This is a genomic window from Streptococcus infantis, from assembly GCF_047460875.1.
Lineage (GTDB): Bacteria > Bacillota > Bacilli > Lactobacillales > Streptococcaceae > Streptococcus > Streptococcus infantis_AA.
This window is the reverse complement of record NZ_JASHFI010000011.1, coordinates 44,896-67,470: the sequence shown is the minus strand read 5'-3', so window position 1 is coordinate 67,470 and position 22,575 is coordinate 44,896. Positions and strand designations below refer to the sequence as shown.

Annotated in this window: 20 protein-coding genes and 1 pseudogene; 18 read left to right on the top strand and 3 right to left on the bottom strand. The window is 39.6% G+C overall.

All coding sequences use genetic code 11. The features are described from left to right. Positions 1-49 precede the first annotated feature (49 nt). The 10 genes and pseudogenes from QM887_RS07950 (at position 50) to QM887_RS07905 (ending at position 12,756) form a co-directional block, all read left to right on the top strand. Positions 50-751, top strand: coding sequence for a histidine phosphatase family protein (locus QM887_RS07950; protein ID WP_414271214.1), 702 nt, complete (start codon positions 50-52; stop codon positions 749-751). Positions 752-940: 189 nt separating this feature from the next. Continuing rightward, the gene (locus QM887_RS07945; RefSeq protein WP_414271213.1) at positions 941-2,647 is read left to right on the top strand and encodes an ABC transporter ATP-binding protein; all 1,707 of its coding nucleotides are present in this window, start codon (positions 941-943) and stop codon (positions 2,645-2,647) included. 1 nt (position 2,648) lies between these two features. Continuing rightward, on the top strand, positions 2,649-4,415 hold the full coding sequence (locus QM887_RS07940) for an ABC transporter ATP-binding protein (RefSeq protein ID WP_414271212.1): 1,767 nt from the start codon (positions 2,649-2,651) through the stop codon (positions 4,413-4,415). A gap of 288 nt (positions 4,416-4,703) precedes the next feature. Beyond that, the gene (locus QM887_RS07935; RefSeq protein ID WP_414271211.1) at positions 4,704-5,393 is read left to right on the top strand and encodes a gamma-glutamyl-gamma-aminobutyrate hydrolase family protein; all 690 of its coding nucleotides are present in this window, start codon (positions 4,704-4,706) and stop codon (positions 5,391-5,393) included. After that, positions 5,387-5,575, top strand: a pseudogene (locus tag QM887_RS07930) (hypothetical protein). The gene QM887_RS07935 and the pseudogene QM887_RS07930 overlap by 7 nt, the downstream one beginning before the upstream one ends. Beyond that, complete coding sequence (locus QM887_RS07925) at positions 5,562-6,911, top strand: glucose-6-phosphate isomerase (RefSeq protein ID WP_414271210.1); 1,350 nt, start codon at positions 5,562-5,564, stop codon at positions 6,909-6,911. The pseudogene QM887_RS07930 and the gene QM887_RS07925 overlap by 14 nt, the downstream one beginning before the upstream one ends. A 129-nt stretch (positions 6,912-7,040) precedes the next feature. Then, complete coding sequence (gene gltX, locus QM887_RS07920) at positions 7,041-8,501, top strand: glutamate--tRNA ligase (RefSeq protein WP_414271209.1); 1,461 nt, start codon at positions 7,041-7,043, stop codon at positions 8,499-8,501. A 653-nt stretch (positions 8,502-9,154) separates the two neighbouring features. Continuing rightward, on the top strand, positions 9,155-10,369 hold the full coding sequence (locus tag QM887_RS07915; protein ID WP_414271208.1) for a pyridoxal phosphate-dependent aminotransferase: 1,215 nt from the start codon (positions 9,155-9,157) through the stop codon (positions 10,367-10,369). Positions 10,370-10,513: 144 nt separating this feature from the next. After that, a complete protein-coding gene (gene rpmH, locus QM887_RS07910; RefSeq protein ID WP_000831905.1) occupies positions 10,514-10,648 on the top strand; it encodes a 50S ribosomal protein L34 in 135 nt (44 codons plus the stop codon). 143 nt (positions 10,649-10,791) lie between these two features. After that, positions 10,792-12,756: a peptide ABC transporter substrate-binding protein gene (locus QM887_RS07905; RefSeq protein WP_414271207.1), complete on the top strand. Its 1,965-nt coding sequence runs from the start codon at positions 10,792-10,794 to the stop codon at positions 12,754-12,756. 21 nt (positions 12,757-12,777) lie between these two features. Here the strand turns inward: QM887_RS07905 and QM887_RS07900 are convergent, their stop codons facing one another. The 3 genes from QM887_RS07900 to QM887_RS07890 form a co-directional block, all read right to left on the bottom strand. Beyond that, positions 12,778-12,969, bottom strand: coding sequence for a hypothetical protein (locus QM887_RS07900; RefSeq protein WP_260473641.1), 192 nt, complete (start codon positions 12,967-12,969; stop codon positions 12,778-12,780). Between the two features lie 81 nt (positions 12,970-13,050). Then, positions 13,051-14,895: an APC family permease gene (locus QM887_RS07895; protein WP_414271206.1), complete on the bottom strand. Its 1,845-nt coding sequence runs from the start codon at positions 14,893-14,895 to the stop codon at positions 13,051-13,053. Positions 14,896-15,191: 296 nt separating this feature from the next. Continuing rightward, positions 15,192-15,524 (bottom strand): helix-turn-helix domain-containing protein, encoded by a 333-nt coding sequence (locus QM887_RS07890; protein ID WP_033585479.1) that lies wholly within the window; start codon positions 15,522-15,524, stop codon positions 15,192-15,194. A 284-nt stretch (positions 15,525-15,808) separates the two neighbouring features. Here QM887_RS07890 and QM887_RS07885 point away from each other — a divergent pair, with 284 nt between their 5' ends. The 8 genes from QM887_RS07885 (at position 15,809) to rsmA (ending at position 22,575) form a co-directional block, all read left to right on the top strand. Next, positions 15,809-16,318: a hypothetical protein gene (locus tag QM887_RS07885; protein WP_414271205.1), complete on the top strand. Its 510-nt coding sequence runs from the start codon at positions 15,809-15,811 to the stop codon at positions 16,316-16,318. A gap of 19 nt (positions 16,319-16,337) precedes the next feature. Further along, entirely contained in the window at positions 16,338-16,733 is a 396-nt protein-coding gene (locus QM887_RS07880) for a hypothetical protein (RefSeq protein ID WP_414271204.1), read from the top strand. 17 nt (positions 16,734-16,750) lie between these two features. After that, a complete protein-coding gene (locus QM887_RS07875) occupies positions 16,751-17,947 on the top strand; it encodes a hypothetical protein (RefSeq protein ID WP_414271203.1) in 1,197 nt (398 codons plus the stop codon). A gap of 4 nt (positions 17,948-17,951) precedes the next feature. After that, positions 17,952-18,476, top strand: coding sequence for a hypothetical protein (locus QM887_RS07870; RefSeq protein WP_414271202.1), 525 nt, complete (start codon positions 17,952-17,954; stop codon positions 18,474-18,476). Positions 18,477-18,785: 309 nt separating this feature from the next. Further along, the gene (locus QM887_RS07865; protein WP_414271224.1) at positions 18,786-19,559 is read left to right on the top strand and encodes a TatD family hydrolase; all 774 of its coding nucleotides are present in this window, start codon (positions 18,786-18,788) and stop codon (positions 19,557-19,559) included. Then, on the top strand, positions 19,556-20,119 hold the full coding sequence (rnmV, locus tag QM887_RS07860) for a ribonuclease M5 (RefSeq protein ID WP_414271201.1): 564 nt from the start codon (positions 19,556-19,558) through the stop codon (positions 20,117-20,119). Before QM887_RS07865 ends, rnmV begins: the two co-directional genes overlap by 4 nt. 161 nt (positions 20,120-20,280) lie before the next feature. Continuing rightward, positions 20,281-21,672 carry an SseB family protein gene (locus QM887_RS07855; RefSeq protein ID WP_414271200.1) on the top strand — a complete coding sequence of 464 codons (1,392 nt, stop codon included), beginning with the start codon at positions 20,281-20,283 and terminating at the stop codon, positions 21,670-21,672. Positions 21,673-21,702: 30 nt separating this feature from the next. Then, positions 21,703-22,575, top strand: coding sequence for a 16S rRNA (adenine(1518)-N(6)/adenine(1519)-N(6))-dimethyltransferase RsmA (gene rsmA, locus QM887_RS07850; RefSeq protein WP_414271199.1), 873 nt, complete (start codon positions 21,703-21,705; stop codon positions 22,573-22,575).

The window sequence follows — 22,575 nt, the reverse complement described above, 5'->3', positions numbered from 1 at the left end:
GGTTTTTACCTGAAATCATGCTATAATAGATACATATGGAGGACCAAAAATGGCAAGTGTAAAATTGTATCTAGTGCGTCATGGGAAAACAATGTTTAATACGATTGGGCGTGCTCAAGGCTGGAGTGATACTCCTTTAACAGCTGAAGGTGAGCGAGGTATTCACGAATTGGGAATTGGTTTGCGTGAGTCAGGCTTAAAGTTTGAGCGTGCTTACTCGAGTGACTCAGGGCGGACCATTCAGACTATGGGAATTATCCTTGAGGAGCTTGGTTTAACAGGGCAAATTCCTTATCGTATGGATAAGCGAATCCGTGAGTGGTGCTTTGGTAGCTTTGATGGTGCTTATGATGGAGACCTTTTTATGGGGATTATTCCTCGTATCTTTAATGTCGATCATGTGCATCGTTTGTCCTATGCGGAGCTAGCTGAAGGTTTGGTAGAAGTGGATACAGCAGGCTGGGCTGAAGGATGGGAAAAACTAAGTGGTCGTATCTGGGAAGGTTTTGAAGCCATTGCCAAGGAAATGGAAGCAAATGGGGGAGGAAATGCTCTCGTTGTCAGTCATGGAATGACAATTGGAACTATAGTTTACCTCATTAACGGCATGCATCCACATGGTCTTGATAACGGAAGTGTGACGATTCTAGAGTACGAAGATGGTCAGTTCTCAGTCCAGATTGTTGGGGACTGTAGCTACCGTGAAATTGGACGATCCCAATTAGACGAGCAAGCTAGTTCAGAACAATAAAATTCAGTACCAAATTTAGAAGAATTTTTAAAGGATTGATAGAATGCTAATGTCGTGCTTGCACAAGCTTCTGAGAGCTGAGTGCTTTGACAATAGCATTCTTTTTTGTTAGAATAGTATCAACATGAAAGCATAAGAAGGGACTGACAGAACTGTCGTCCCCTTTTGTCTATCTTATAAGGGGGAAATATGCTGTTTCAGAAAATAAAAGCCTATAAATGGCAGGCCCTGGCTTCCTTGGTTATGACAGGTCTAATGGTAACGAGTTCACTCTTGCAACCACGTTATTTGCAGGAGGTTTTAGAGGCCTTGCTAACGGGTGATAATGAAGCTATTTATACTATCGGATTTTGGTTGATTCTTGTTGCCTTGATTGGTTTGATTGCAGGTGGCATCAATGTAGTGTTAGCAGCTTACATTGCTCAAGGAGTTTCGTCTGACTTACGTGAAGATGCCTTTCGTAAGATTCAAACTTTTTCATACGCCAATATTGAGAAGTTTAATGCAGGGAACCTCGTTGTGCGTATGACTAACGATATCAACCAGATTCAAAACGTCGTTATGATGACCTTCCAAATCCTCTTTCGACTACCGATTTTATTTATTGGTTCCTTTATATTAGCCGTTGTCACTCTGCCTTCGCTGTGGTGGGTGCTGGTTCTTATGGTCGTTTTGATCGTCGCCATGACAGGTCTTATGATGGGAATGATGGGGCCTCGATTTGCAAAATTCCAGACTTTATTGGAGCGTATCAATGCCATTGCCAAAGAAAATTTACGTGGTGTGCGCGTGGTTAAGTCTTTTGTTCGAGAAAAAGACCAGTTTGCTAAGTTTACGCAGGTATCCGATGAATTACTGGGTGAAAACCTTTATATCGGCTACGCCTTTTCTATTGTTCAACCTGTAATGATGATGATTTCATACGGGGCTGTCTTTCTTTCAATCTGGCTTGTAGCAGGTATGGTAGAGTCAGATCCGTCAGTAGTTGGGTCCATTGCTTCCTTTGTAAACTACCTGAGTCAGATTATCTTTACCATCGTCATGGTTGGATTTTTGGGGAACTCAGTTACTCGTGCCATGATTTCCCTTCGTCGTATTCGTGAAATCCTTGATACAGAACCAGCTATGACTTTCAATGATGTGGAAGATGAAGAATTGGAAGGAAGTCTCAGTTTTGAAAATGTTACCTTTACCTATCCAAATGATGAAGAACCTATCCTAAAAAATGTATCCTTCGATATCGCAGCTGGTGAAATGGTTGGTGTTGTCGGAGCAACTGGTGCAGGGAAATCAACCTTGGCTCAGTTGATTCCACGATTATTTGATCCTCAGCAAGGTTCAATCAAGATTGGTGGAAAGGACATTCGAACAGTTAGTGAAGGGACGCTTCGTAAGACAGTTTCTATCGTCCTACAAAAAGCCATTCTCTTTAGTGGAACCATCGCAGATAATCTCAGACAAGGTAAGGGAGATGCGACAGTTTCAGAAATGGAACGCGCAGCTCGCATCGCCCAGGCCAGTGAATTTATTAGTCGTATGGACTTGGCCTTTGAGAGTCCGGTTGAGGAACGTGGGACTAACTTTTCTGGTGGACAAAAACAAAGAATGTCTATTGCGCGTGGGATTGTCAGCAATCCTCGTATCTTGATTTTTGATGATTCAACCTCTGCCCTTGATGCCAAATCGGAACGTTTGGTTCAAGAAGCCCTCAACAAGGATTTGAAGGGGACGACTACGATTATCATCGCACAAAAGATTAGCTCTGTTGTGCATGCTGATAAAATTTTAGTGCTTGACCAAGGTCGCTTGATTGGTCAAGGCAAACACGCTGACTTGGTTGCAACAAACCCAGTTTATCGTGAAATTTACGAGACGCAAAAAGGAAAGGAGGAGTAGGATGAAGACATTTGAATTCTTTTGGAACTATTTTAAAGTTTATAAGATATCTTTTGTCGTTGTTATTGCTATGATTATCATTGCAACGATTGCACAAGCCCTCTTTCCAGTATTTGCAGGTCAAACAGTCACAGAACTGGCTAATTTAGTTATAGCTTATCAAAATGGAAATCCTGATATGGTTTGGCAAAGTCTATTGGGACTCCTAATCAATCTTGCTTATATTTTGATTGTGCTCGTGGTGTCGAGTCTTATCTATATGGTTTTGATGAGCCGCATTATTGCCGAATCGACAAATGAGATGCGTAAGGGCCTTTTTGGCAAGCTTTCTCGCTTGACAGTTTCCTTCTTTGACCGCCATCAAGATGGAGATATCCTATCACGTTTTACCAGTGATTTGGATAACATCCTACAGGCGTTCAACGAAAGTCTGGTGTCTGTTATGACCAACATTGCCCTCTATATCGGTTTGTTGATTGTCATGTTCGCAAAAAATGTGACCTTGGCTTTGATTACGATTGCTAGCACTCCGATAGCTGTCATCATGTTGATTGTCATTTTGAAATTGGCAAGAAAATATACCAATCTTCAGCAAAAAGAGGTTGGGAAGCTCAATGCTTATATGGATGAAAGTATCTCTGGACAAAAAGCCGTTATTGTTCAAGGTATTCAAGATGATGTGATTGCAGGTTTTGTTGAGCAAAACGAGCGTGTCCGTAAAGCAACTTTTAAGGGCAGAATGTTTTCAGGAATTCTTTTTCCTGTCATGAACGGAATGAGCTTGGTCAATACAGCTATTGTTATTTTTGTCGGTTCAGCTGTCTTACTGAATGATAAGAACATCGAGACAGCAACTGCTCTGGGTTTGATTGTCATGTTTACCCAGTTTTCTCAGCAATATTACCAACCTATTATCCAATTAGCGGCGAGCTGGGGAAGTTTGCAACTGGCCTTTACAGGTGCAGAACGTATCCAAGAAATGTTTGATGCAGAAGAAGAAATTCGTCCTCAAGATGCTCCAGTCTTTAACGAATTAAAAGAAGGTGTGGAGATTCGTAACGTGGACTTCTCCTACCTGTCAGGAAAACCCATTTTGAAAGATGTTAGCATTTCAGCTCCAAAAGGGAAAATGATTGCGGTAGTTGGTCCTACAGGTTCGGGGAAAACAACCATCATGAACTTGATCAATCGTTTTTATGATGTGGATGCAGGTAGTATCAGCTTTGATGGAACAGATATTCGCGAGTTTGATTTAGACAGTTTGCGAAGTAAGGTGGGAATTGTCTTGCAGGATTCAGTTTTATTTAGCGGAACCATCCGAGACAATATTCGCTTTGGTGTCCCTGATGCTAGTCAAGAGACGGTAGAAGCAGCTGCTAAGGCTACACACATCCATGACTACATCGAAAGCCTGCCAGATAAGTACGATACTCTGATTAATGATGATCAGAGCGTATTCTCAACAGGTCAGAAGCAGTTGATTTCTATTGCTCGTACCTTGATGACAGATCCACAGGTCTTAATCTTGGATGAGGCAACATCAAACGTGGATACTGTAACAGAAAGCAAGATTCAAAATGCCATGGAAGCTATTGTGGCAGGAAGAACTAGTTTTGTGATTGCCCATCGCTTGAAAACCATTCTCAATGCCGATCAGATCATTGTCCTTAAGGATGGTGAGGTTATCGAACAAGGAAATCACCATGAATTACTCAAGCTTGGAGGCTTCTACTCTGAACTTTATCACAATCAATTTGTCTTTGAATAATACTCTTCGAAAATCTCTTCAAACCACGTCAGCGTCCCCTTGCCGTATATGTGTTACTGACTTCGTCAGTTCTATCCACAACCTCAAAACTGTGTTTTGAGCAACCTGCGGCTAGCTTCCTAGTTTGCTCTTTGATTTTCATTGAGTATAAGCAAAAAAGTTGTCCTAATTTTGGGCAACTTTTTCTGATAAAAAAATTTTATCACGGGCTTAAAAAATACATATTAGACAGGAGTGGGCAAGGATGGTAAGATAAGATTATCAATAGAAAAGGAAAGGAAATCAGTGATGGCAAGAACAGTTGTTGGAGTAGCGGCAAATCTATGTCCTGTGGACGCAGAAGGAAAAAATATTCATTCATCAGTCTCTTGTAAATTTGCTGAGAGTATTCGTCAGGTTGGCGGACTTCCTTTGGTCATTCCGGTTGGTGATGAGTCGGTGGTCCATGACTATGTAGAAATGATTGATAAGCTTATCTTGACTGGGGGACAAAATGTTCATCCTCAGTTTTATGGTGAGGAAAAAACAATTGATAGCGACGACTATAACCTAACTCGCGACGAGTTTGAGCTAGCTCTTCTACATGAAGCCTTGCGTCAGAACAAGCCAATCTTAGCCATTTGCCGTGGCGTTCAGCTTGTCAATGTTGCCTTTGGTGGGACACTCAATCAGGAGATTGAAGGTCATTGGCAAGGTCTACCTTTTGGGACTTCACATTCTATTGAGACAGTGGATGGCAGTGTAGTGTCTAAATTGTTTGGTAAGGAAAGTCAGGTTAATTCAGTTCACCGTCAGAGTATTAAAGACTTGGCACCCAATTTCCGTGTGACGGCTGTGGATCCACGTGATCAAACTGTTGAAGCAATCGAATCTATCGACGAACACCGTATTATTGGTCTCCAGTGGCATCCAGAATTTCTGGTTAATGAAGAAGATGGCAACTTAGAATTATTTGAGTATTTATTGAATGAATTGTAACGACTAGAAATTTAGTCGTTTTTTATTCATTGTTTAAGAATTTTTATAAAGTTGTATTTTTACGCAAACGTTTGAATTGTGATAAAAATTGGAAATTTTTAGTATAAAAACTTGAAAAAATTGTTAGTAAGCGTTATGATAGAAAAGAAGAAATTTTGGAGGAATACTATGTCACATATTAAATTTGATTATTCAAAAGTATTAGACAAATTTGTTGCACCACATGAAGTGGAATACATGCAAGCACAAGTTACAGCAGCAGACGAATTGATCCGTAAAGGAACTGGTGCTGGGAGCGACTTCTTGGGTTGGTTGGACCTTCCTGAAAACTACGACCGCGAAGAATTTGACCGCATCTTGAAAGATGCTGAACAAATCAAAGCAGACAGCGATGTTTTGGTCGTGATCGGTATCGGTGGATCTTACCTTGGAGCGAAAGCTGCCATTGACTTCTTGAACCACCACTTTGCAAACTTGCAAACAAAAGAAGAACGTAAAGCACCACAAATCCTTTACGCTGGGAACTCAATCTCATCTACTTACCTTGCTGACTTGGTAGAGTACGTTTCAGATAAAGATTTCTCAGTAAACGTGATTTCTAAATCAGGTACAACAACTGAACCAGCGATCGCTTTCCGTGTCTTCAAAGAACTTTTGGTTAAGAAATACGGACAAGAAGAAGCTAACAAACGTATCTACGCAACTACTGACCGCCAAAAAGGTGCTGTTAAGGTTGAAGCAGATGCTAACGGTTGGGAAACATTTGTTGTTCCAGATGATATCGGTGGACGCTTCTCAGTATTGACAGCAGTGGGATTGCTTCCAATCGCTACGTCAGGTGCAGACATCAAAGCCCTTATGGAAGGTGCTAACGCAGCTCGTAAAGACTATACTTCAGATAAAATCTCTGAAAACGAAGCTTACCAATATGCAGCTGTTCGTAACATCCTTTACCGTAAAGGTTATGCAACTGAAATCTTGGTAAACTACGAGCCATCACTTCAATACTTCTCAGAATGGTGGAAACAATTAGCTGGTGAGTCAGAAGGAAAAGACCAAAAAGGAATTTACCCAACTTCAGCTAACTTCTCAACAGACTTGCACTCATTGGGTCAATTTATCCAAGAAGGAACTCGTATCATGTTTGAAACAGTTGTCCGCGTTGACAAACCACGTAAGAACGTGCTCATCCCTACTTTGGAAGAAGACCTTGACGGACTTGGCTACCTTCAAGGAAAAGACGTTGACTTCGTGAACAAAAAAGCAACTGACGGTGTTCTTCTTGCCCACACTGACGGTGACGTGCCAAACATGTACGTAACTCTTCCTGAGCAAGATGCCTTCACTCTTGGTTACACAATCTACTTCTTCGAATTGGCTATCGCCCTTTCAGGTTACTTGAACGCTATCAACCCATTTGACCAACCAGGTGTTGAAGCCTACAAACGTAACATGTTTGCCCTTCTTGGTAAACCAGGATTTGAAGAGTTGAGCAAAGAACTCAACGCTCGTCTATAATAGAATAAAAAAGAGTGGTTTTCCACTCTTTTTGCTATTTCTTGAAAAGAGAAATTGGACTCTGGCGAGACTTGTGATATAATATAGAGAGCGAAAAGGCAGACGCCTAGAGACTTTATAGGAGAAGATATGTCAAAAGATATTCGTGTGCGTTACGCACCAAGTCCAACAGGACTATTACACATCGGTAATGCCCGTACAGCATTGTTTAACTATTTGTATGCACGCCACCATGGTGGAACTTTTATCATCCGTATCGAAGATACTGACCGCAAACGTCATGTCGAAGACGGAGAACGTTCACAGCTTGAAAACCTTCGTTGGTTAGGCATGGACTGGGATGAAAGTCCAGAGACTCATGAAAACTACCGCCAGTCTGAGCGTTTGGAACTCTATCAAAAATATATCGACCAACTCTTAGCTGAAGGAAAAGCCTACAAATCTTACGTTACAGAAGAAGAATTAGCAGCAGAACGTGAACGCCAAGAAGCAGCAGGTGAAACACCTCGCTACATCAACGAATACCTTGGTATGAGCGAAGAAGAAAAAGCAGCTTATATCGCAGAACGTGAAGCGGCAGGCATCATCCCAACTGTTCGTTTGGCTGTCAATGAGTCTGGTATTTACAAGTGGCATGATATGGTCAAAGGTGATATCGAATTTGAAGGTGGCAATATCGGTGGTGACTGGGTTATCCAAAAGAAAGATGGCTACCCAACTTACAATTTTGCCGTTGTTATTGATGACCACGATATGCAAATTTCTCACGTTATCCGTGGAGATGACCACATTGCCAACACACCAAAACAGCTCATGGTTTATGAAGCACTTGGTTGGGAAGCTCCAGAGTTCGGTCACATGACTTTGATTATCAACTCTGAAACTGGTAAGAAGTTGTCTAAACGTGACACCAATACACTTCAGTTCATCGAAGATTACCGTAAGAAGGGCTACCTTCCAGAAGCAGTCTTTAACTTTATCGCTCTTCTTGGCTGGAACCCTGGCGGGGAAGATGAAATCTTCTCTCGTGAAGAACTCATCAAGCTCTTTGATGAAAACCGTCTTAGTAAGTCTCCAGCAGCCTTCGACCAGAAGAAACTTGATTGGATGAGCAATGACTATATCAAGAATGCGGATCTTGCGACTATCTTTGAAATGGCCAAACCATTCCTCGAAGAAGCAGGACGTTTGACAGACAAGGCTAAAAAATTGGTGGAACTCTACAAACCACAAATGAAGTCAGTTGACGAAATCGTTCCATTGACAGACCTTTTCTTCTCAGCCTTCCCAGAATTGACAGAAGCTGAGCGAGAAGTCATGGCTGGTGAAACGGTTCCGACTGTACTTGAAGCCTTCAAAGCAAAACTTGAAGCTATGTCAGACGATGAGTTTGTGGTAGAAAATATCTTCCCACAAATCAAAGCGGTCCAAAAGGAAACAGGTATCAAAGGGAAGAACCTCTTCATGCCAATCCGTATCGCTGTTTCAGGTGAGATGCATGGGCCAGAACTACCAGAAACCATCTACTTGCTTGGCCGCGAAAAATCCATCCAACATATCGAAAAAATGTTGGCAGAGATTGCAAAATAAGCTAAGTTTCGACTACTTTTAATTATAGTAATTGTAGGACTTAGTTCAGAGAGAATCAGATGGTTCTCTCTTTTTTATTGCCAAAGCAGAATCATATTCAATTAATACTCTTTGAAAATCAAATTCAAACCACGTCAGCTTCACCTTGCCGTACTCAAGTACAGCCTGCGGCTAGCTTCCTAGTTTGCTCTTTGATTTTCATTGAGTATAAATTTTTAAGTGACGCTTTAAAAAGAGTTCCTTTTATATGTACTTATTTGAAAATGCAAAAGTTTTAGTGTATAATATTAAGTGACAGGGCAGGGAAAGAAGTCAGTGATATGGTAAAATTCTTTACAAACAGACTCGAATTAGCCCAGACATCGTCTATGTTGTTTGTTGAGTCGACTTATTTTTTCTTTGCGTTTTGCTGATCACAGGAAGAAATTCGTGCGTTCATGCAACTATCATCCATAACGATGCCTTCGTTTTCGATTCTTAGTTGATATGCAACTGTGTATCTACTCTTTCTTTTCCAGAGAATAGAAAGGAATCGACCTTGTTCTGTTTACCTTGCGTTAAGCAAGGTTTTTTTGTGGAATGCTATCGCGAAATTTACGATTTTTCTATCAAGTGGTATAATATTAAGTATCCTGATGAATTGAGGAACTCAAATGAAAGAATTTAACAAATCAATCAAATTAGAGCATGTGGCTTACGACATTCGTGGTCCAGTCCTTGAGGAAGCCATGCGTATGCGAGCAAATGGGGAAAAAATCCTCCGTTTGAATACAGGAAACCCAGCTGAGTTTGGCTTTACAGCACCAGATGAGGTCATCCATGATTTGATTATGAATGCGCGTGATAGTGAAGGTTATTCGGACTCAAAAGGTATCTTTTCAGCTCGTAAGGCGATTATGCAATATTGCCAACTGAAAAACTTCCCAAATGTAGGTATCGATGATATCTACCTTGGAAATGGTGTGAGTGAGTTGATTGTCATGTCCATGCAAGGTCTCTTGGACAATGGTGATGAGGTCTTGGTCCCTATGCCTGACTATCCTCTTTGGACTGCTGCAGTCAGCCTGGCTGGAGGAAATGCCGTTCACTACGTCTGTGATGAAGAAGCTGAATGGTATCCAGACCTAGATGACATTAAGTCTAAGATTAGTTCAAATACTAAGGCTATCGTTTTGATCAATCCAAATAACCCAACTGGAGCCCTCTATCCTAAGGAACTCTTGTTAGATATTATTGAGATTGCTCGTCAAAATGACTTAATTATCTTTGCGGATGAAATCTACGACCGTATGGTTATGGATGGCAATGTTCATACACCGGTAGCTAGTCTAGCACCAGATCTTTTCTGTGTCAGCATGAATGGTCTGTCTAAATCTCACCGTATCGCAGGTTTCCGTGTGGGTTGGATGGTTTTGTCTGGTCCTAAGAAGCATGTCAAAGGCTATATCGAAGGGCTTAATATGCTCTCAAATATGCGTCTCTGCTCTAATGTCCTAGCGCAACAAGTTGTTCAAACTTCACTCGGTGGTCACCAATCGGTGGACGAACTACTATTGCCAGGTGGTCGTATTTATGAGCAAAGAAACTTTATTTATAATGCCATTCAGGAAATCCCAGGATTGTCCGCGGTTAAACCTAAAGCGGGTCTTTATATCTTCCCTAAAATTGACCGCAATATGTACCGTATCGATGATGATGAGCAGTTTGTCCTTGATTTCTTGAAGCAAGAAAAGGTGCTTTTGGTTCATGGACGAGGATTTAACTGGAGAGAACCAGATCACTTCCGTATCGTTTATCTACCACGTGTAGATGAGTTAGCCCAAATCCAAGAAAAGATGACCCGTTTCTTGAAACAGTATCGTAGATAAGGCTTTCATAGCAAAAAAGCTGGAAACATTTGTCAGAGCTATTGACAAATGCAAAAGAATCAGATAGAATAGTAAAGTATGTTTAGTAACTGATCACTTTATAGCCGGCTAAACGAATACAAAATCTATGAGGAGGTATTCATCGTGAAACGTACTTATCAACCAAGTAAACTACGTCGTGCGCGTAAACACGGATTCCGTAACCGTATGTCAACTAAAAACGGTCGTCGCGTATTGGCAGCTCGTCGTCGTAAAGGACGCAAAGTTTTGGCTGCATAATCCAAACGAATTCAACAATGAAGTCAGTAGGAACTCGAGTCTACTGGCTTTTGTTTTACCCTAAAATGATGGCCTGCATTTACTTTCTATTTTTTCTGAAATAGTGTATAATATTTCATATACTACAAAAATGGAGAATATTTATGAAAAAATCAAAAATCCTTCTACTAGGAGCTGGGCTTTTGAGTGCAAGCTTCTTGATGGCAGCTTGTAGCTCGACACAGTCGAATGCATCTGATAAAACCTATTCTTATGTATTTGCTAGCAATCCAGATACATTAGACTACATTACTTCGACACGTGGCTCGACATCCAGCATTACAACAAACTTGATTGATGGTTTGTTGGAAAATGATAAGTATGGCAATCTGGTTCCTTCCATGGCTGAATCATGGACAGTATCAAAAGATGGTTTGACCTATACCTATAAAATCCGTCAAGGTGTTAAGTGGTATACCTCTGAAGGAGAAGAATATGCTGAAGTAACAGCTCATGACTTTGTGACAGGCCTCAAGTATGCTGCGGATAAAAAGGCAGAAAACTTGTACTTGGTGCAAGACTCTATCAAAGGTTTGGCGGACTATGTTGAGGGGCAATCATCAGACTTTGAGACTGTTGGTATCAAGGCAGTCGATGACTATACTCTCCAATATACCTTGAACAAGCCGGAGTCCTATTGGAATTCTAAGACAACAGGTGGAATTTTAAGTCCAGTCAATGAAGCCTTTTTGAAATCTAAGGGGGATGAATTTGGAAGTGTAACTCCATCTAGTATCCTGTCAAATGGGCCATACTTATTCAAATCATTCACTTCAAAATCTTTAATTGAGTTTGAAAAAAATCCTAATTACTGGGACAAGGACAATGTGAAGATTGAGAAAGTAAAACTTTCCTTCTATGACGGTTCAGACCAAGATAGTTTGGCTAGAGGATTCTTGGAAGGCAACTATACAGACGGGCGTATCTTCCCAACAAGCTCTGTGTTTGATCAGTTGAAAAAAGGGAATGAAGATAAGATTACCTATACCCCTCAAAATGCTGTAACCTTCTACTATCTCTTCAATGTCAACCGTCAAAGCTACAAGCAAACCATGAAACAGACGGATAAAGAAAAGACGGATTCTCGTCTAGCGATGCAAAATAAAGACTTCCGTCAGGCCATTAACTTTGCCTTTGACCGTCATGCCTATGCTGCACAGACAAATGGAGAAGATGGGGCTGATCGAATTCTTCGAAACACAGTCACACCAAGTAACTTTGTTCAAATCGGCGGCAAAAACTTTGGAGATGCTGTCAATGAAAAGATGGTCAACTATGGTACAGAGTGGTCAAATATCAATCTGAACGACGCTCAAGCAGCTTTCTTAGATCCTGAAAAAGCCAAGGCTGAATTTGCCAAGGCTAAAGATAGTTTGCAAGCAGAAGGCGTGACCTTCCCTATCCACTTGGACATGTTGGTAGACCAAACTGCTAAGTTGGACGTTCAGCAGGCAAGCTCCTTTAAACAGACCGTTGAAGCAACGCTTGGTTCAGATAATGTTGTGATTGATATCATTCAATTGTCTCCAGATGAGAAAGACAATGCAACTTTCTTTGCGGATACCGCCGATCAAAAGGACTATGACATCGACATCTCAGGTTGGAGTGGAGATTTCTCAGATCCGAAGACCTATCTTGATCTTTTGGATCCAGACTCTGGTTCTCAGTTAAAAAATCTTGGCTTGACTCCAGGAAAAGACAATGAAGTCAAGGAAAAACTCGGTTTAACTACCTACAAGGAGTTGTTGGATACGGCAGATAATGAGAATGAAAATACGCAAACACGTTATGAAAAATTTGCCGAAGTTCAAGCTTGGTTGACAGATAGTGCTCTTTTCCTACCAGTTCAAAGTGGAGGGGCTAATCCTATCTTCCGTAAGACAGTTCCGTTTACAGGGGCCTTCTCATTTGTTGGGCACAAAGGAGATGCGGACAACTACAAATATGTTGAATTGCAAAAGGAACCAGTGACTGCTAAACAGTACCAAGAACTTTATGAAAAATGGCAAAAAGAAAAAGCTGAGTCTAATAAAAAAGCCCAAGAAGATTTGGTTAACCACGTTCGATAGAAGAAGGTTATCAATAAAATTTTAATACTCTTCGAAAATCTCTTCAAACTGCGTCAACGTCGCCTTTCCGTAGGTATGGTTACTGACTTCGTCAGTTCTATCCACAACCTCAAAACAGTGTTTTGAGCTGACTTCGTCAGTTTCATCTACAACCTCAAAGCAGTGCTTTGAGCAGCCTGCGGCTAGTTTCCTAGTTTGCTCTTTGATTTTCATTGAGTATAAGTCTAATTTTAGGGACTAGATTCAGAAAAAAGGCATTACCAGGAGCTTATTGGTTCTGGTAATGCCTTTTCTTTATTCTTTCAAATGATATGAATAGCTAGCAACGACGACATCTTCGTGCCATCTGAGAGCGTATTTTAATTTGAGGCTCATTTGATTGTGGAGGATATTTTGCCAAGGTTTGTTAGGGATAAATTGGGGTACTAGAACTGTAACCGTGTAGTTCTTTTTCTTGGCTTCTTGAGAAATCTTTCGAACATATCGAACTGTAGGTGTGATAATATCGCGATAGCTGGTATTAATGTTTTTAAGAGTAATATTTGGGAAGTAATCGGCAAATTCTTGGAGGATTTCTTGGTCTTTTTCTTCGGTTTCCTTGGTGGAAATGTGCATGGCCAAAACTTCATCTCCAATACTTTGAGCGTAGTTAATAGCTCCGATGCTTACTCGAGTAACATTTCCCACTAATACAAGAACGACATTGCCATCGTAGCTTTGCTTTTGAATCCCTTCATAAAGTCGAAGTTGTTTGGCCACTTTTTGATAATGGCTGTGGATGGACAGAAATAGGAAGGTCAAGACCAGAATAATTGGGAAAAATGGCCAGATATCCCCAAGTCTGAAGAGGAGTAGAATAAGGACGATAGCGTAACAAATGATAGCGCCGAGGATATTAGCAAAGGCAGATTTTAAGAAATGAGAACCTTTTTCTTTTTTCCAGTGGCGAATCATACCTGTTTGAGAAAGTGCAAAGGGGACGAAAACTCCGATAGTATAAAGAGGGATCAAGCGTTCTGTATTTCCGTTGAAAATAAGCAGAAGGATTATAGCACCAAAGGCTAAGGTTAAAATACCGTTTGAATAACCAAGGCGGTCTCCCTTTTCCATAAAGAGATGGGGCATGTACTTGTTCTTAGCCATATTGTAAGCCAACATCGGAAAGGCAGAAAAACCAGTATTTGCGGCAACGGCTAGGATTAGGGCTGTTGAAAATTGGAAGAGATAATAAACAATCTGACCGAGAGCAGAATCCCCTAAAATTCCTTTAGCCATTTGTGAGAGAATCGTTTCTCCGTGTTGAGGTGTAATTCCCATCCAGTAGTTTAGGAAGGTAATTCCTGCAAAGAGAAATCCAAGAATCAGAGACATGATGGTCAATGTTTGAGCTGCGTTTTTTTCTTTGGGGGTCTTGAAAAATGGGACAGCATTTGAGATGGCTTCAACCCCTGTTAGTGAAGCTGAACCGCTGGTGAAGGCTCTTAAAATGAGGACAATTGAGAGACTTGGGACAGTTTGACCAATTGCAGAAGTTGCGTGATAACTGAGAGAACCAGTCAATAGTTGGAAGATACCAAACAACAAGAGGAAGACTGTACTAAAGATAAAGAGATAGACTGGGATCATCAAAGAACTGGCGGATTCCTTCAAACCTCTTAGATTCAAAAGCATGAGTAAACAGACCAGAAAAATGGAGATGTGGAGGTTATAGGGGTGGAGGGTAGGCAGTGCTGCTGTGATAGCATCAGCTCCTGCAGCCACGGATACGGCAACTGTTAGCATATAGTCAACAAGCAGGCTTCCTCCAGCAATCAAACCTAGCTCAGGAGATAGATTTTCTCGAGTTACCATATAGGCACCTCCACCTTGAGGGTAGGCGTGAATGATTTGCCGGTAGGAAATGGTCAGGCTAGCTAATAGTAAGAGGACAAAAATGCCAATAGGGAGACTCCACCAGATAGCAAGCGGAGAAAGGCTGGCCAAGACGAGGACGACCTGTTCAGGCCCGTAGGCAATAGATGATAGAGCATCGCTTGATAGCATTGCGAGTGCCTGCGTTTTTCCAAGTAGTCCTCCCTCGCCTTCAGTTAAGGACTTAAGGGGACGACCAATAAAGGTATATTTTAGTTTTGTAAACATTTTCTTTCCTTTTCTGAAAATTTCAACAAGAGTTATTATACTGCTATGAAAAAAAGTCGTCAAGAAAAATGAGTGATTTCAAAATATTTTTTCCTATAAGGATGAGACTAGTTTTTTGGTATAATAGAAGGTAGAAAAAACGAGGAAATATAAATGATTTTTGATACTCATACTTAGAGTGTTTGGAGTGAAGTTTAAGGACTCATGACATTATTGAGGCACAAATTAACCATAAAACTAACCAAAGGAAAGTTAAAGTAGCATACAAAAAGAGGAATTCATTGAGAGTTCCTCTTTTAATCTATATTTTTAACAATTTCATTGAACAAAGAAATGATTTTTAATTTTTTTGTGTGAGATAAATCTGAGATGTTATCGATCAATGTAGTTATAGGGACGTAATTATTTGAGAGTGGGAAATTAAAGAAGTCTTCTACGGTCATTCCTAAAGCAGTAAGCACTTTTTCAAGTGTGTGTATTTTAAAATCATATTTCATATTCTCAATGTTTTGTATTGCTTTAATACCTAGTCCGGCTTGATTGGATAATTGTTCTTGACTGAGATTCTGTTCTTTTCTACATTCTCTTATCCGCTCTGCTATGTATTTTTGTAATTGATTAGCTTCCATCCGTAATTTCCTCTTTTGTACTATTCTACTATCCTTTATATGAATTTTTAAGTACAATTCACTATCCAAAAATAAGATTTAGGATAGTGAGTTGTACAATTTTTTGTTATAATAGATAAAAAACAATACAAAAGGAGTGTGGTCTTATGTTAGTATATTCTGCTTCAACAGCCAAAGCATATCGGTCTTCACACAAAAAAACAGAGGTGATGACTTCTAATCAGAAAGAGCAATTTTATCGGGCGTTTAAGATGTGGAAAACAATAAAATAGGGAGGTATAGGAATGGCATTTTCAGGACAAAAACAATTAGATGGCACATCTATTCAAGAAAGGGTGACCATATTATATGAGTACCTAGTTTTGGGTAGAAGTATGGATCAAATAGCATTAGACTATTACGGTGATAAAAACTGGATTATTTCCGCAGTATGTCAAGGCTATTCTGAGAAAGGAGGAAAGAATCGAGGTAAGGTAAAAGCGACCAAAGAGGATGTTTTACGCTTTATTCAAGCTTATCCGGATGGTACCAGTGATATTGGACTTACATTAGGTGAATTTCTTCAAAACAGAAGTTTTTCGAATACAAGAAATTTTGGAAGCGAATACTATAAAACTCATTCTAGTAATGATTCTTTCTCACCACATAAAGAGAGTCTCATTGGGTTAGGTTGCAGTGTAGCTGTTTTAATTGTTTTAGCTATGACAGGTCTTATATTAAAGTGGTGGATTATCAGTTTGATTACAGTATTTGTTGCTATAGGGTGCTTTGCAGATCTAAATGATGGTTTATAGGAGAAAGGAGTGTAGTCTTATGTTAGTATATTCTGCTGCAACTGCAAAATCGTATAGTGTTTACCATAAAACTAAAGTTATGAGTACTAGTCAAAAAGAACAATTATATAGGGCTTTTAAAAAGTATGCTATAGAGGAGTTTAAAAGAACAGAAAAGTTAATGAGTTATAACTATGATGGAAGAACTAAATTTTTCTCTAGAAATGTATTTAATGCTAGTTTTTATAGTTTTTATCAATCTAGATATTTCAGAGATACACCTTTATATGATAAATTACCTACTTGGCTTCATTTTAATACTGGAAAAGATGTAGAAACAATATGTAAAAGAACTATAACATTAATAAAAGCTGCTGGCTATAAAGCAGAATATAATTATAAAAATGGTATTACAATGTGGAAAGTTAAAAAGTAGAATGGTAGGAAAATAACATGAGTTTTGGCTTATTGAATGATTTTTTACAGACAAGTAAAGAAGAACGCGTAGAAGTATTGTATCGCTATCTTGTGAATGGTGAAAGTGGATCGTTTATTGCAGAGGATTTTTATAGTAATAAAAACTATGCATGGAAAATATCTGCTATTACGCAAGGATATTGTGAAAAAGGCGGTAAAAATCGTGGTAAAATTTCGGTTACTAAAGATGAAATTAAATTTTTTGTTGAATCCTATCCAACTGGTACCTACGATACAGGATTGACTATTTCAGACTGGTTGGAACAAAGTAAAACACAAAAGATAAAGCAGAGTGTACCTCATTTAACTGCTACTTTGGGGGATGCGATTGACTCAATGAATAATATTATTTATACTCCTCAAAGGACGAGTGTGGGAAATGATAAGATTTTAAATTATATTTATTCGCAAGGATTGGGTTTTGCATCAGAATATAAGTATTCAATTGTTTTAGAAGGAGATTTAGATAAAAAAGTATCTGAACTAGAAGGCTCTTGGCCATTCTCATCATCCACTCATATATGTTATGTCGCAGTTTTTGATGATTATCTTGTTTATATTTTGGGAGCATTAGATAGGTCTAGTGTAGATTTACTAATTCCGTTTAAAGAAATTGAAAAGTTTGTTTCACAGGAAAAAGGCGGATCACAAGTGTTCATGGTTGATATACTGTATAAAGGGAAGACAACATTTGAAAATAATTATCAAGTCTCATTGCACTTTGCAAATCATAAAAATGAAAGTGATGAGGTATTATATTTTATATTGATCTTGCAATATGAATATTGGAGGTTAAATGGCCAAAAAAATTATAGTAGTCAACTACCGAAAATAAGGAAGCAACTAGGAGCGAATGCGACTAATTTTATTGGAGCTATTTTATATCGATACTTACATGACGGATTATCCATTGACTCAATAGTAAAGGAAATTTTTTCCAAAGATAAATGGAGAAATGGGCTAAAAGCTATTGTAAAGTTACTCTTTTTTGATTATCGTTTGCAAGTTTCAGATAAAGGTAAACTAAAGGAAAAGACATTAAGTCCAGTAGATTTTGAAAGATTCGTTGAACATTTTTATAATGGTATTCGAGTTGATAAAGAAGAAATGGATGGAGGACAACCATCGCAAGGTGGCTTATATGTTTTAGAACGTTTTTTTAAGGATAGATAATAATATGACTAATTATCGCGATCTTCGTTTCCCAAAACAATTCGGTGATTTTTCAGAATCTTTGGTAATGTATATTTTAGGATTAAATAATTGGTCAGTTGCTCTCATTGATCACGTTGGTGCAGATGTAATAGCTGTCAGAAGGACTGGAGAGTTCCAAAGACTAGCCATTTCTGTGAAGGGAAGGAATTTTCCAGACACGGAAAGTAAATCATTTGATTTTGATAGGAATAACATAAACAAATTGAAAGACACAGCTAATATGCTAGGGATGGTTCCAGCAGTTTCATTTGTATTTGTTGATACACAGGAAGGTATAAGAAAAATCAGAATTATTATGGCTGAGTTAAGTACACTTGAAAAGATGGCTGGAGACAAACATATTGACTTTATAAATTATAATAGTAAGCAAGGAATACAAGTAAAATTTACTCAGTCACAAAGAGCAAACCATTTGGAAAATATTAAGCAAACATCCAATATTTTTTATTCAGAGTTAGTATTTAATGATGATAATGTTTTTCAGTGATTGAATTTAACATATTTGTATGTAAGTTAACCAGTTAGTGGCGTATGAAAGTTCATAAATTGGTGAATGATTATGAAATTTTTATTATATAAATAGCTAGTGAAATGCATAGCAGTTATACGATTTTGTATAACTGCTATTTTTTATCGATGACTGTTGTGTTTGGGAAATGTATAATTATCTATTTAAGATGTGTAAACAAAAGAAACATGAGGAAGTTATACAGTTATGTTATAATTAAGCTATGTTACATGGCTTTTTCTGGTAGTTATGGAACATTGAGGAAAGAGAAGGAAATATAGTTTGGATATTTTTGATACTCATACCCACTTGAATGTGGAAGAATTTTTGGGACGCGAAGAAGAAGAACTTGCCTTAGCGGCTGAAATGGGTGTAACTCGGATGAATATTGTTGGTTTTGACAAGCCGACTATTGAGCGTGCTCTTGAACTAGTGGACAAGTATGACCAATTCTATGCGACGATTGGCTGGCATCCGACAGAGGCAGGTACCTATACAGAGGATGTTGAGAATTACTTGCTAGAAAAACTAAAACATCCAAAAGTTGTTGCCTTGGGCGAGATTGGTTTGGACTATCACTGGATGACAGCGCCTAAAGAAGTGCAAGAACAAGTTTTTCGTCGTCAGATCCAGCTGTCTAAGGAACTAGACTTACCATTTGTGGTTCACACCCGAGATGCGCTAGCAGACACTTATGAAATTATTAAGAGTGAGGGAGTCGGACCTCGTGGCGGCATCATGCATTCCTTCTCAGGTTCTTTGGATTGGGCAGAGAAGTTTGTAGAGCTTGGGATGACTATTTCTTTTTCTGGGGTGGTGACTTTCAAGAAGGCGACAGATATTCAGGAAGCGGCCAAAGAGTTGCCTTTGGCTAAGATTTTGGTAGAAACGGATGCACCTTATTTGGCCCCAGTACCCAAGCGTGGGCGTGAAAATAAGACAGCTTACACGCGCTATGTAGTAGACTTTATTGCAGACTTGCGTGGCATGACAACAGAAGAATTAGCTGCTGCGACAAGTGCAAATGCCAAAGGCATCTTTGGATTGGAACGTAAATCATGAAAGAGAAAATTTCCCAAGTCATCGTAGTCGAAGGGCGTGACGATACGGCTAATCTCAAACGCTACTTTGATGTGGAGACTTATGAGACTCGTGGATCTGCGATCAATAAACAAGATCTTGAACGAATTCAACGTCTACACCAACGTCATGGGGTGATTGTTTTTACAGATCCTGATTATAATGGGGAACGCATTCGTCGGATGATTATGACAGCTATTCCGACAGTTCAACACGCTTTTCTCAAACGCGATGAGGCAGTTCCTAAGTCTAAGACCAAGGGACGTTCCCTAGGAATCGAACATGCCAGTTACGAAGACTTGAAAACAGCACTAGAACAAGTCACTGAGCAGTTTGAAGCAGAAAGCGACTTTGATATTAGCCGTAGTGACTTGATTCGTCTAGGTTTTCTAGCAGGAGCGGATAGCCGAAAACGCAGAGAATATCTAGGAGAGAATCTTCGTATCGGTTATTCCAATGGAAAACAACTCCTTAAACGTTTAGAGTTATTTGGGATCAGCTTGGCAGAAGTTGAAGAGACTATGAAATCGTATGAGAATTGAGAAACTGCCCCAAAATACCAAGGGAATGTGATACAATAGAAGTAATCATATGCTGGTTAACAGGAGACAAAAGGCTACTTGGTAGCAAGATTTAGATAAGAGTATTGACAACATCATTTCTTGCCTAAACTGCTAAGGAGTAGTAACAACAAGGAGAAAAAATGGGAATCTTTGACTATTTGAAAAAGACGGAAGCGGAAGAAGAGTCTAAAAACAATGCATGTGTGGGAGTTTTGGACTTTCTCCCTATGAAGGAAACGAATCAATTATTGATCGTTGGGAGTTTAGAAGGGACTCTCAAGGTTGGGGATCAGTTGCAGTTTTGCAATCCTGACCAAGGAATGGAGGCTCTTGGTACTGTAGAAGTCCAAAAACTCAGCAGTCAAAACAAAGATGCAGATAGTCTTACTGATGAAGTTCTCGCGCATCTAGTGGTTGATAGGCTTCCTTCTTTGGATAAATTGAAAAAAGGAAGTGTGCTCTTTAGTTCAGGTGTTGAGGAAGAGCAAAAATTATCAAGCTATTCAGATGCTCTGTATCGTGCTTTTGTAGCCATCCAAGAGGGTCAGTTAACAAATGAAGACTATTTGGCAGCTACCCTTGATGACAGTGTAGAGATTTTGCGTCTCTTTTTATGGAAATGCCGTCAAAATCAGGAAACTGAAAGTGAAGAAAGCTATCAATCCAACACTCGCAAGTTGGAAGGTCTAGCGGAAATCGTCAAGGACAAGTTGTTAGCAGCAGATTCAGTTTATGCAGTTTATTCAGAAAAAACAGGCGAACCTTACCTTTTCTCAACGACCTATGACAGAGGTGAGGAAGGTTATCTGTGCACTGATCCCATGATTATGCTTTTGACACCATCGTGGTATCGCCAATTCAAGGAAACCATTGACAGCCAACCAAACTCAGTCGTAAAATTGATTGAAAATACGGAAGATAAAAAAGGGATTGAGAATTTCCTTGGGACAGCCTTTTACTTAAACGGTGCCATGGGAGCAATCTTTAATTCCAAGGAAGTCAGCATCAGTGCCTCAGCCTTGGTTCAAAAACCAGATTTTTCTGATTTACCAGAAATACAAGTGCCTGTCATGAATCCTGACCTGGTAAGATGGATGCTCTTGATGGGGCAGATGGACCAACCGACTACAGAAGAGCAAGAACTAGTTTATGGACTTTACTACAAGTTCTTCTCTATGGCTATGCCTAAGGCAAAATTCTTGCTTCCATTAGATGCAACATCAGGATTCCCAGAGGATAATTCAGAAGAAAATTCCTTTGTTTTGGAAAAAGACGCTAATTTTAATATTCCCGTTAGAGAGGGAAAAGATGGACGAAATTCCGTCCCAGTCTTTACCGATTGGAAACGACTGAGAATGGTCTTTGATGAAAAGTGGAATGGCATGATTGAAGAAGCTGGAGGCATGATTGAAGGCTTTGACTATGCCATAAACCCAACGGAATACTATGAAGCTGGTGCTTATGTTAGTCTAACAGCTTTTAAAGAAATGCAAGAGCTCAGTGACAAGCAAAGAGGAAGAGTTCAAGATTAGAAAGTTCTTTAATATTAGAAAAGAGAATAAATGAGAATTGCAGATTATAGCGTGACCAAGGCAGTGCTAGAACGTCACGGTTTTACCTTTAAAAAGTCCTTCGGGCAAAATTTCCTGACGGATACCAATATCCTTCAAAAAATTGTGGATACGGCTGAAATTGATGACCAAGTCAATGTTATCGAAATTGGACCAGGGATTGGTGCTTTAACCGAATTTTTGGCTGAGCGTGCAGCTCAAGTCGTGGCCTTTGAGATTGACCACCGTTTGGTACCGATTTTAGCAGATACCCTGCGTGATTTTGACAACGTGACCGTAGTCAATGAGGACATTCTCAAGGTCGATTTGGCGCAGCATATCCAAAATTTTAAAAATCCTGACTTACCAATTAAGGTAGTAGCAAACTTGCCTTACTATATCACAACTCCTATTCTTATGCACTTGATTGAAAGTGGGATTCCTTTTAGTGAGTTTGTGGTCATGATGCAAAAAGAAGTGGCAGATCGTATCTCTGCTAAGCCAAATACCAAGGCATACGGTAGCTTGTCTATTGCTGTGCAGTATTATATGACGGCCAAGGTTGCCTTTATCGTACCTCGTACGGTCTTTGTACCAGCGCCAAATGTGGATTCGGCTATCTTAAAAATGGTACGCCGTCCAGAGCCAGCGGTTGTGGTAGAAGATGAGAATCTCTTCTTTAAAGTTTCCAAGGCTAGCTTCACTCACCGCCGCAAGACCTTGTGGAACAACTTGACAGGTTACTTTGGGAAGACTGAGGAAATCAAGGATAAGCTGACCAAGGCTTTGGAGCAAGCCGGCTTGTCACCAAGTGTACGTGGTGAAGCTCTTGGTTTAGAAGAATTTGCCAGTCTAGCAGACGCACTTAAAGAACAAGGACTCTAA

Bases quoted from the DNA above. Each gene is read 5' to 3' on its own strand.
- QM887_RS07950 (WP_414271214.1), top strand. From the start codon at position 50: ATGGCAAGTGTAAAATTGTATCTAGTGCGTCATGGGAAAACAATGTTT.
- QM887_RS07945 (WP_414271213.1), top strand. From the start codon at position 941: ATGCTGTTTCAGAAAATAAAAGCCTATAAATGGCAGGCCCTGGCTTCC.
- QM887_RS07940 (WP_414271212.1), top strand. From the start codon at position 2,649: ATGAAGACATTTGAATTCTTTTGGAACTATTTTAAAGTTTATAAGATA.
- QM887_RS07935 (WP_414271211.1), top strand. From the start codon at position 4,704: ATGGCAAGAACAGTTGTTGGAGTAGCGGCAAATCTATGTCCTGTGGAC.
- QM887_RS07925 (WP_414271210.1), top strand. From the start codon at position 5,562: ATGTCACATATTAAATTTGATTATTCAAAAGTATTAGACAAATTTGTT.
- gltX (WP_414271209.1), top strand. From the start codon at position 7,041: ATGTCAAAAGATATTCGTGTGCGTTACGCACCAAGTCCAACAGGACTA.
- QM887_RS07915 (WP_414271208.1), top strand. From the start codon at position 9,155: ATGAAAGAATTTAACAAATCAATCAAATTAGAGCATGTGGCTTACGAC.
- QM887_RS07905 (WP_414271207.1), top strand. From the start codon at position 10,792: ATGAAAAAATCAAAAATCCTTCTACTAGGAGCTGGGCTTTTGAGTGCA.
- QM887_RS07900 (WP_260473641.1), bottom strand. From the start codon at position 12,969: ATGAAAATCAAAGAGCAAACTAGGAAACTAGCCGCAGGCTGCTCAAAG.
- QM887_RS07895 (WP_414271206.1), bottom strand. From the start codon at position 14,895: ATGTTTACAAAACTAAAATATACCTTTATTGGTCGTCCCCTTAAGTCC.
- QM887_RS07890 (WP_033585479.1), bottom strand. From the start codon at position 15,524: ATGGAAGCTAATCAATTACAAAAATACATAGCAGAGCGGATAAGAGAA.
- QM887_RS07885 (WP_414271205.1), top strand. From the start codon at position 15,809: ATGGCATTTTCAGGACAAAAACAATTAGATGGCACATCTATTCAAGAA.
- QM887_RS07880 (WP_414271204.1), top strand. From the start codon at position 16,338: ATGTTAGTATATTCTGCTGCAACTGCAAAATCGTATAGTGTTTACCAT.
- QM887_RS07875 (WP_414271203.1), top strand. From the start codon at position 16,751: ATGAGTTTTGGCTTATTGAATGATTTTTTACAGACAAGTAAAGAAGAA.
- QM887_RS07870 (WP_414271202.1), top strand. From the start codon at position 17,952: ATGACTAATTATCGCGATCTTCGTTTCCCAAAACAATTCGGTGATTTT.
- rnmV (WP_414271201.1), top strand. From the start codon at position 19,556: ATGAAAGAGAAAATTTCCCAAGTCATCGTAGTCGAAGGGCGTGACGAT.
- QM887_RS07855 (WP_414271200.1), top strand. From the start codon at position 20,281: ATGGGAATCTTTGACTATTTGAAAAAGACGGAAGCGGAAGAAGAGTCT.
- rsmA (WP_414271199.1), top strand. From the start codon at position 21,703: ATGAGAATTGCAGATTATAGCGTGACCAAGGCAGTGCTAGAACGTCAC.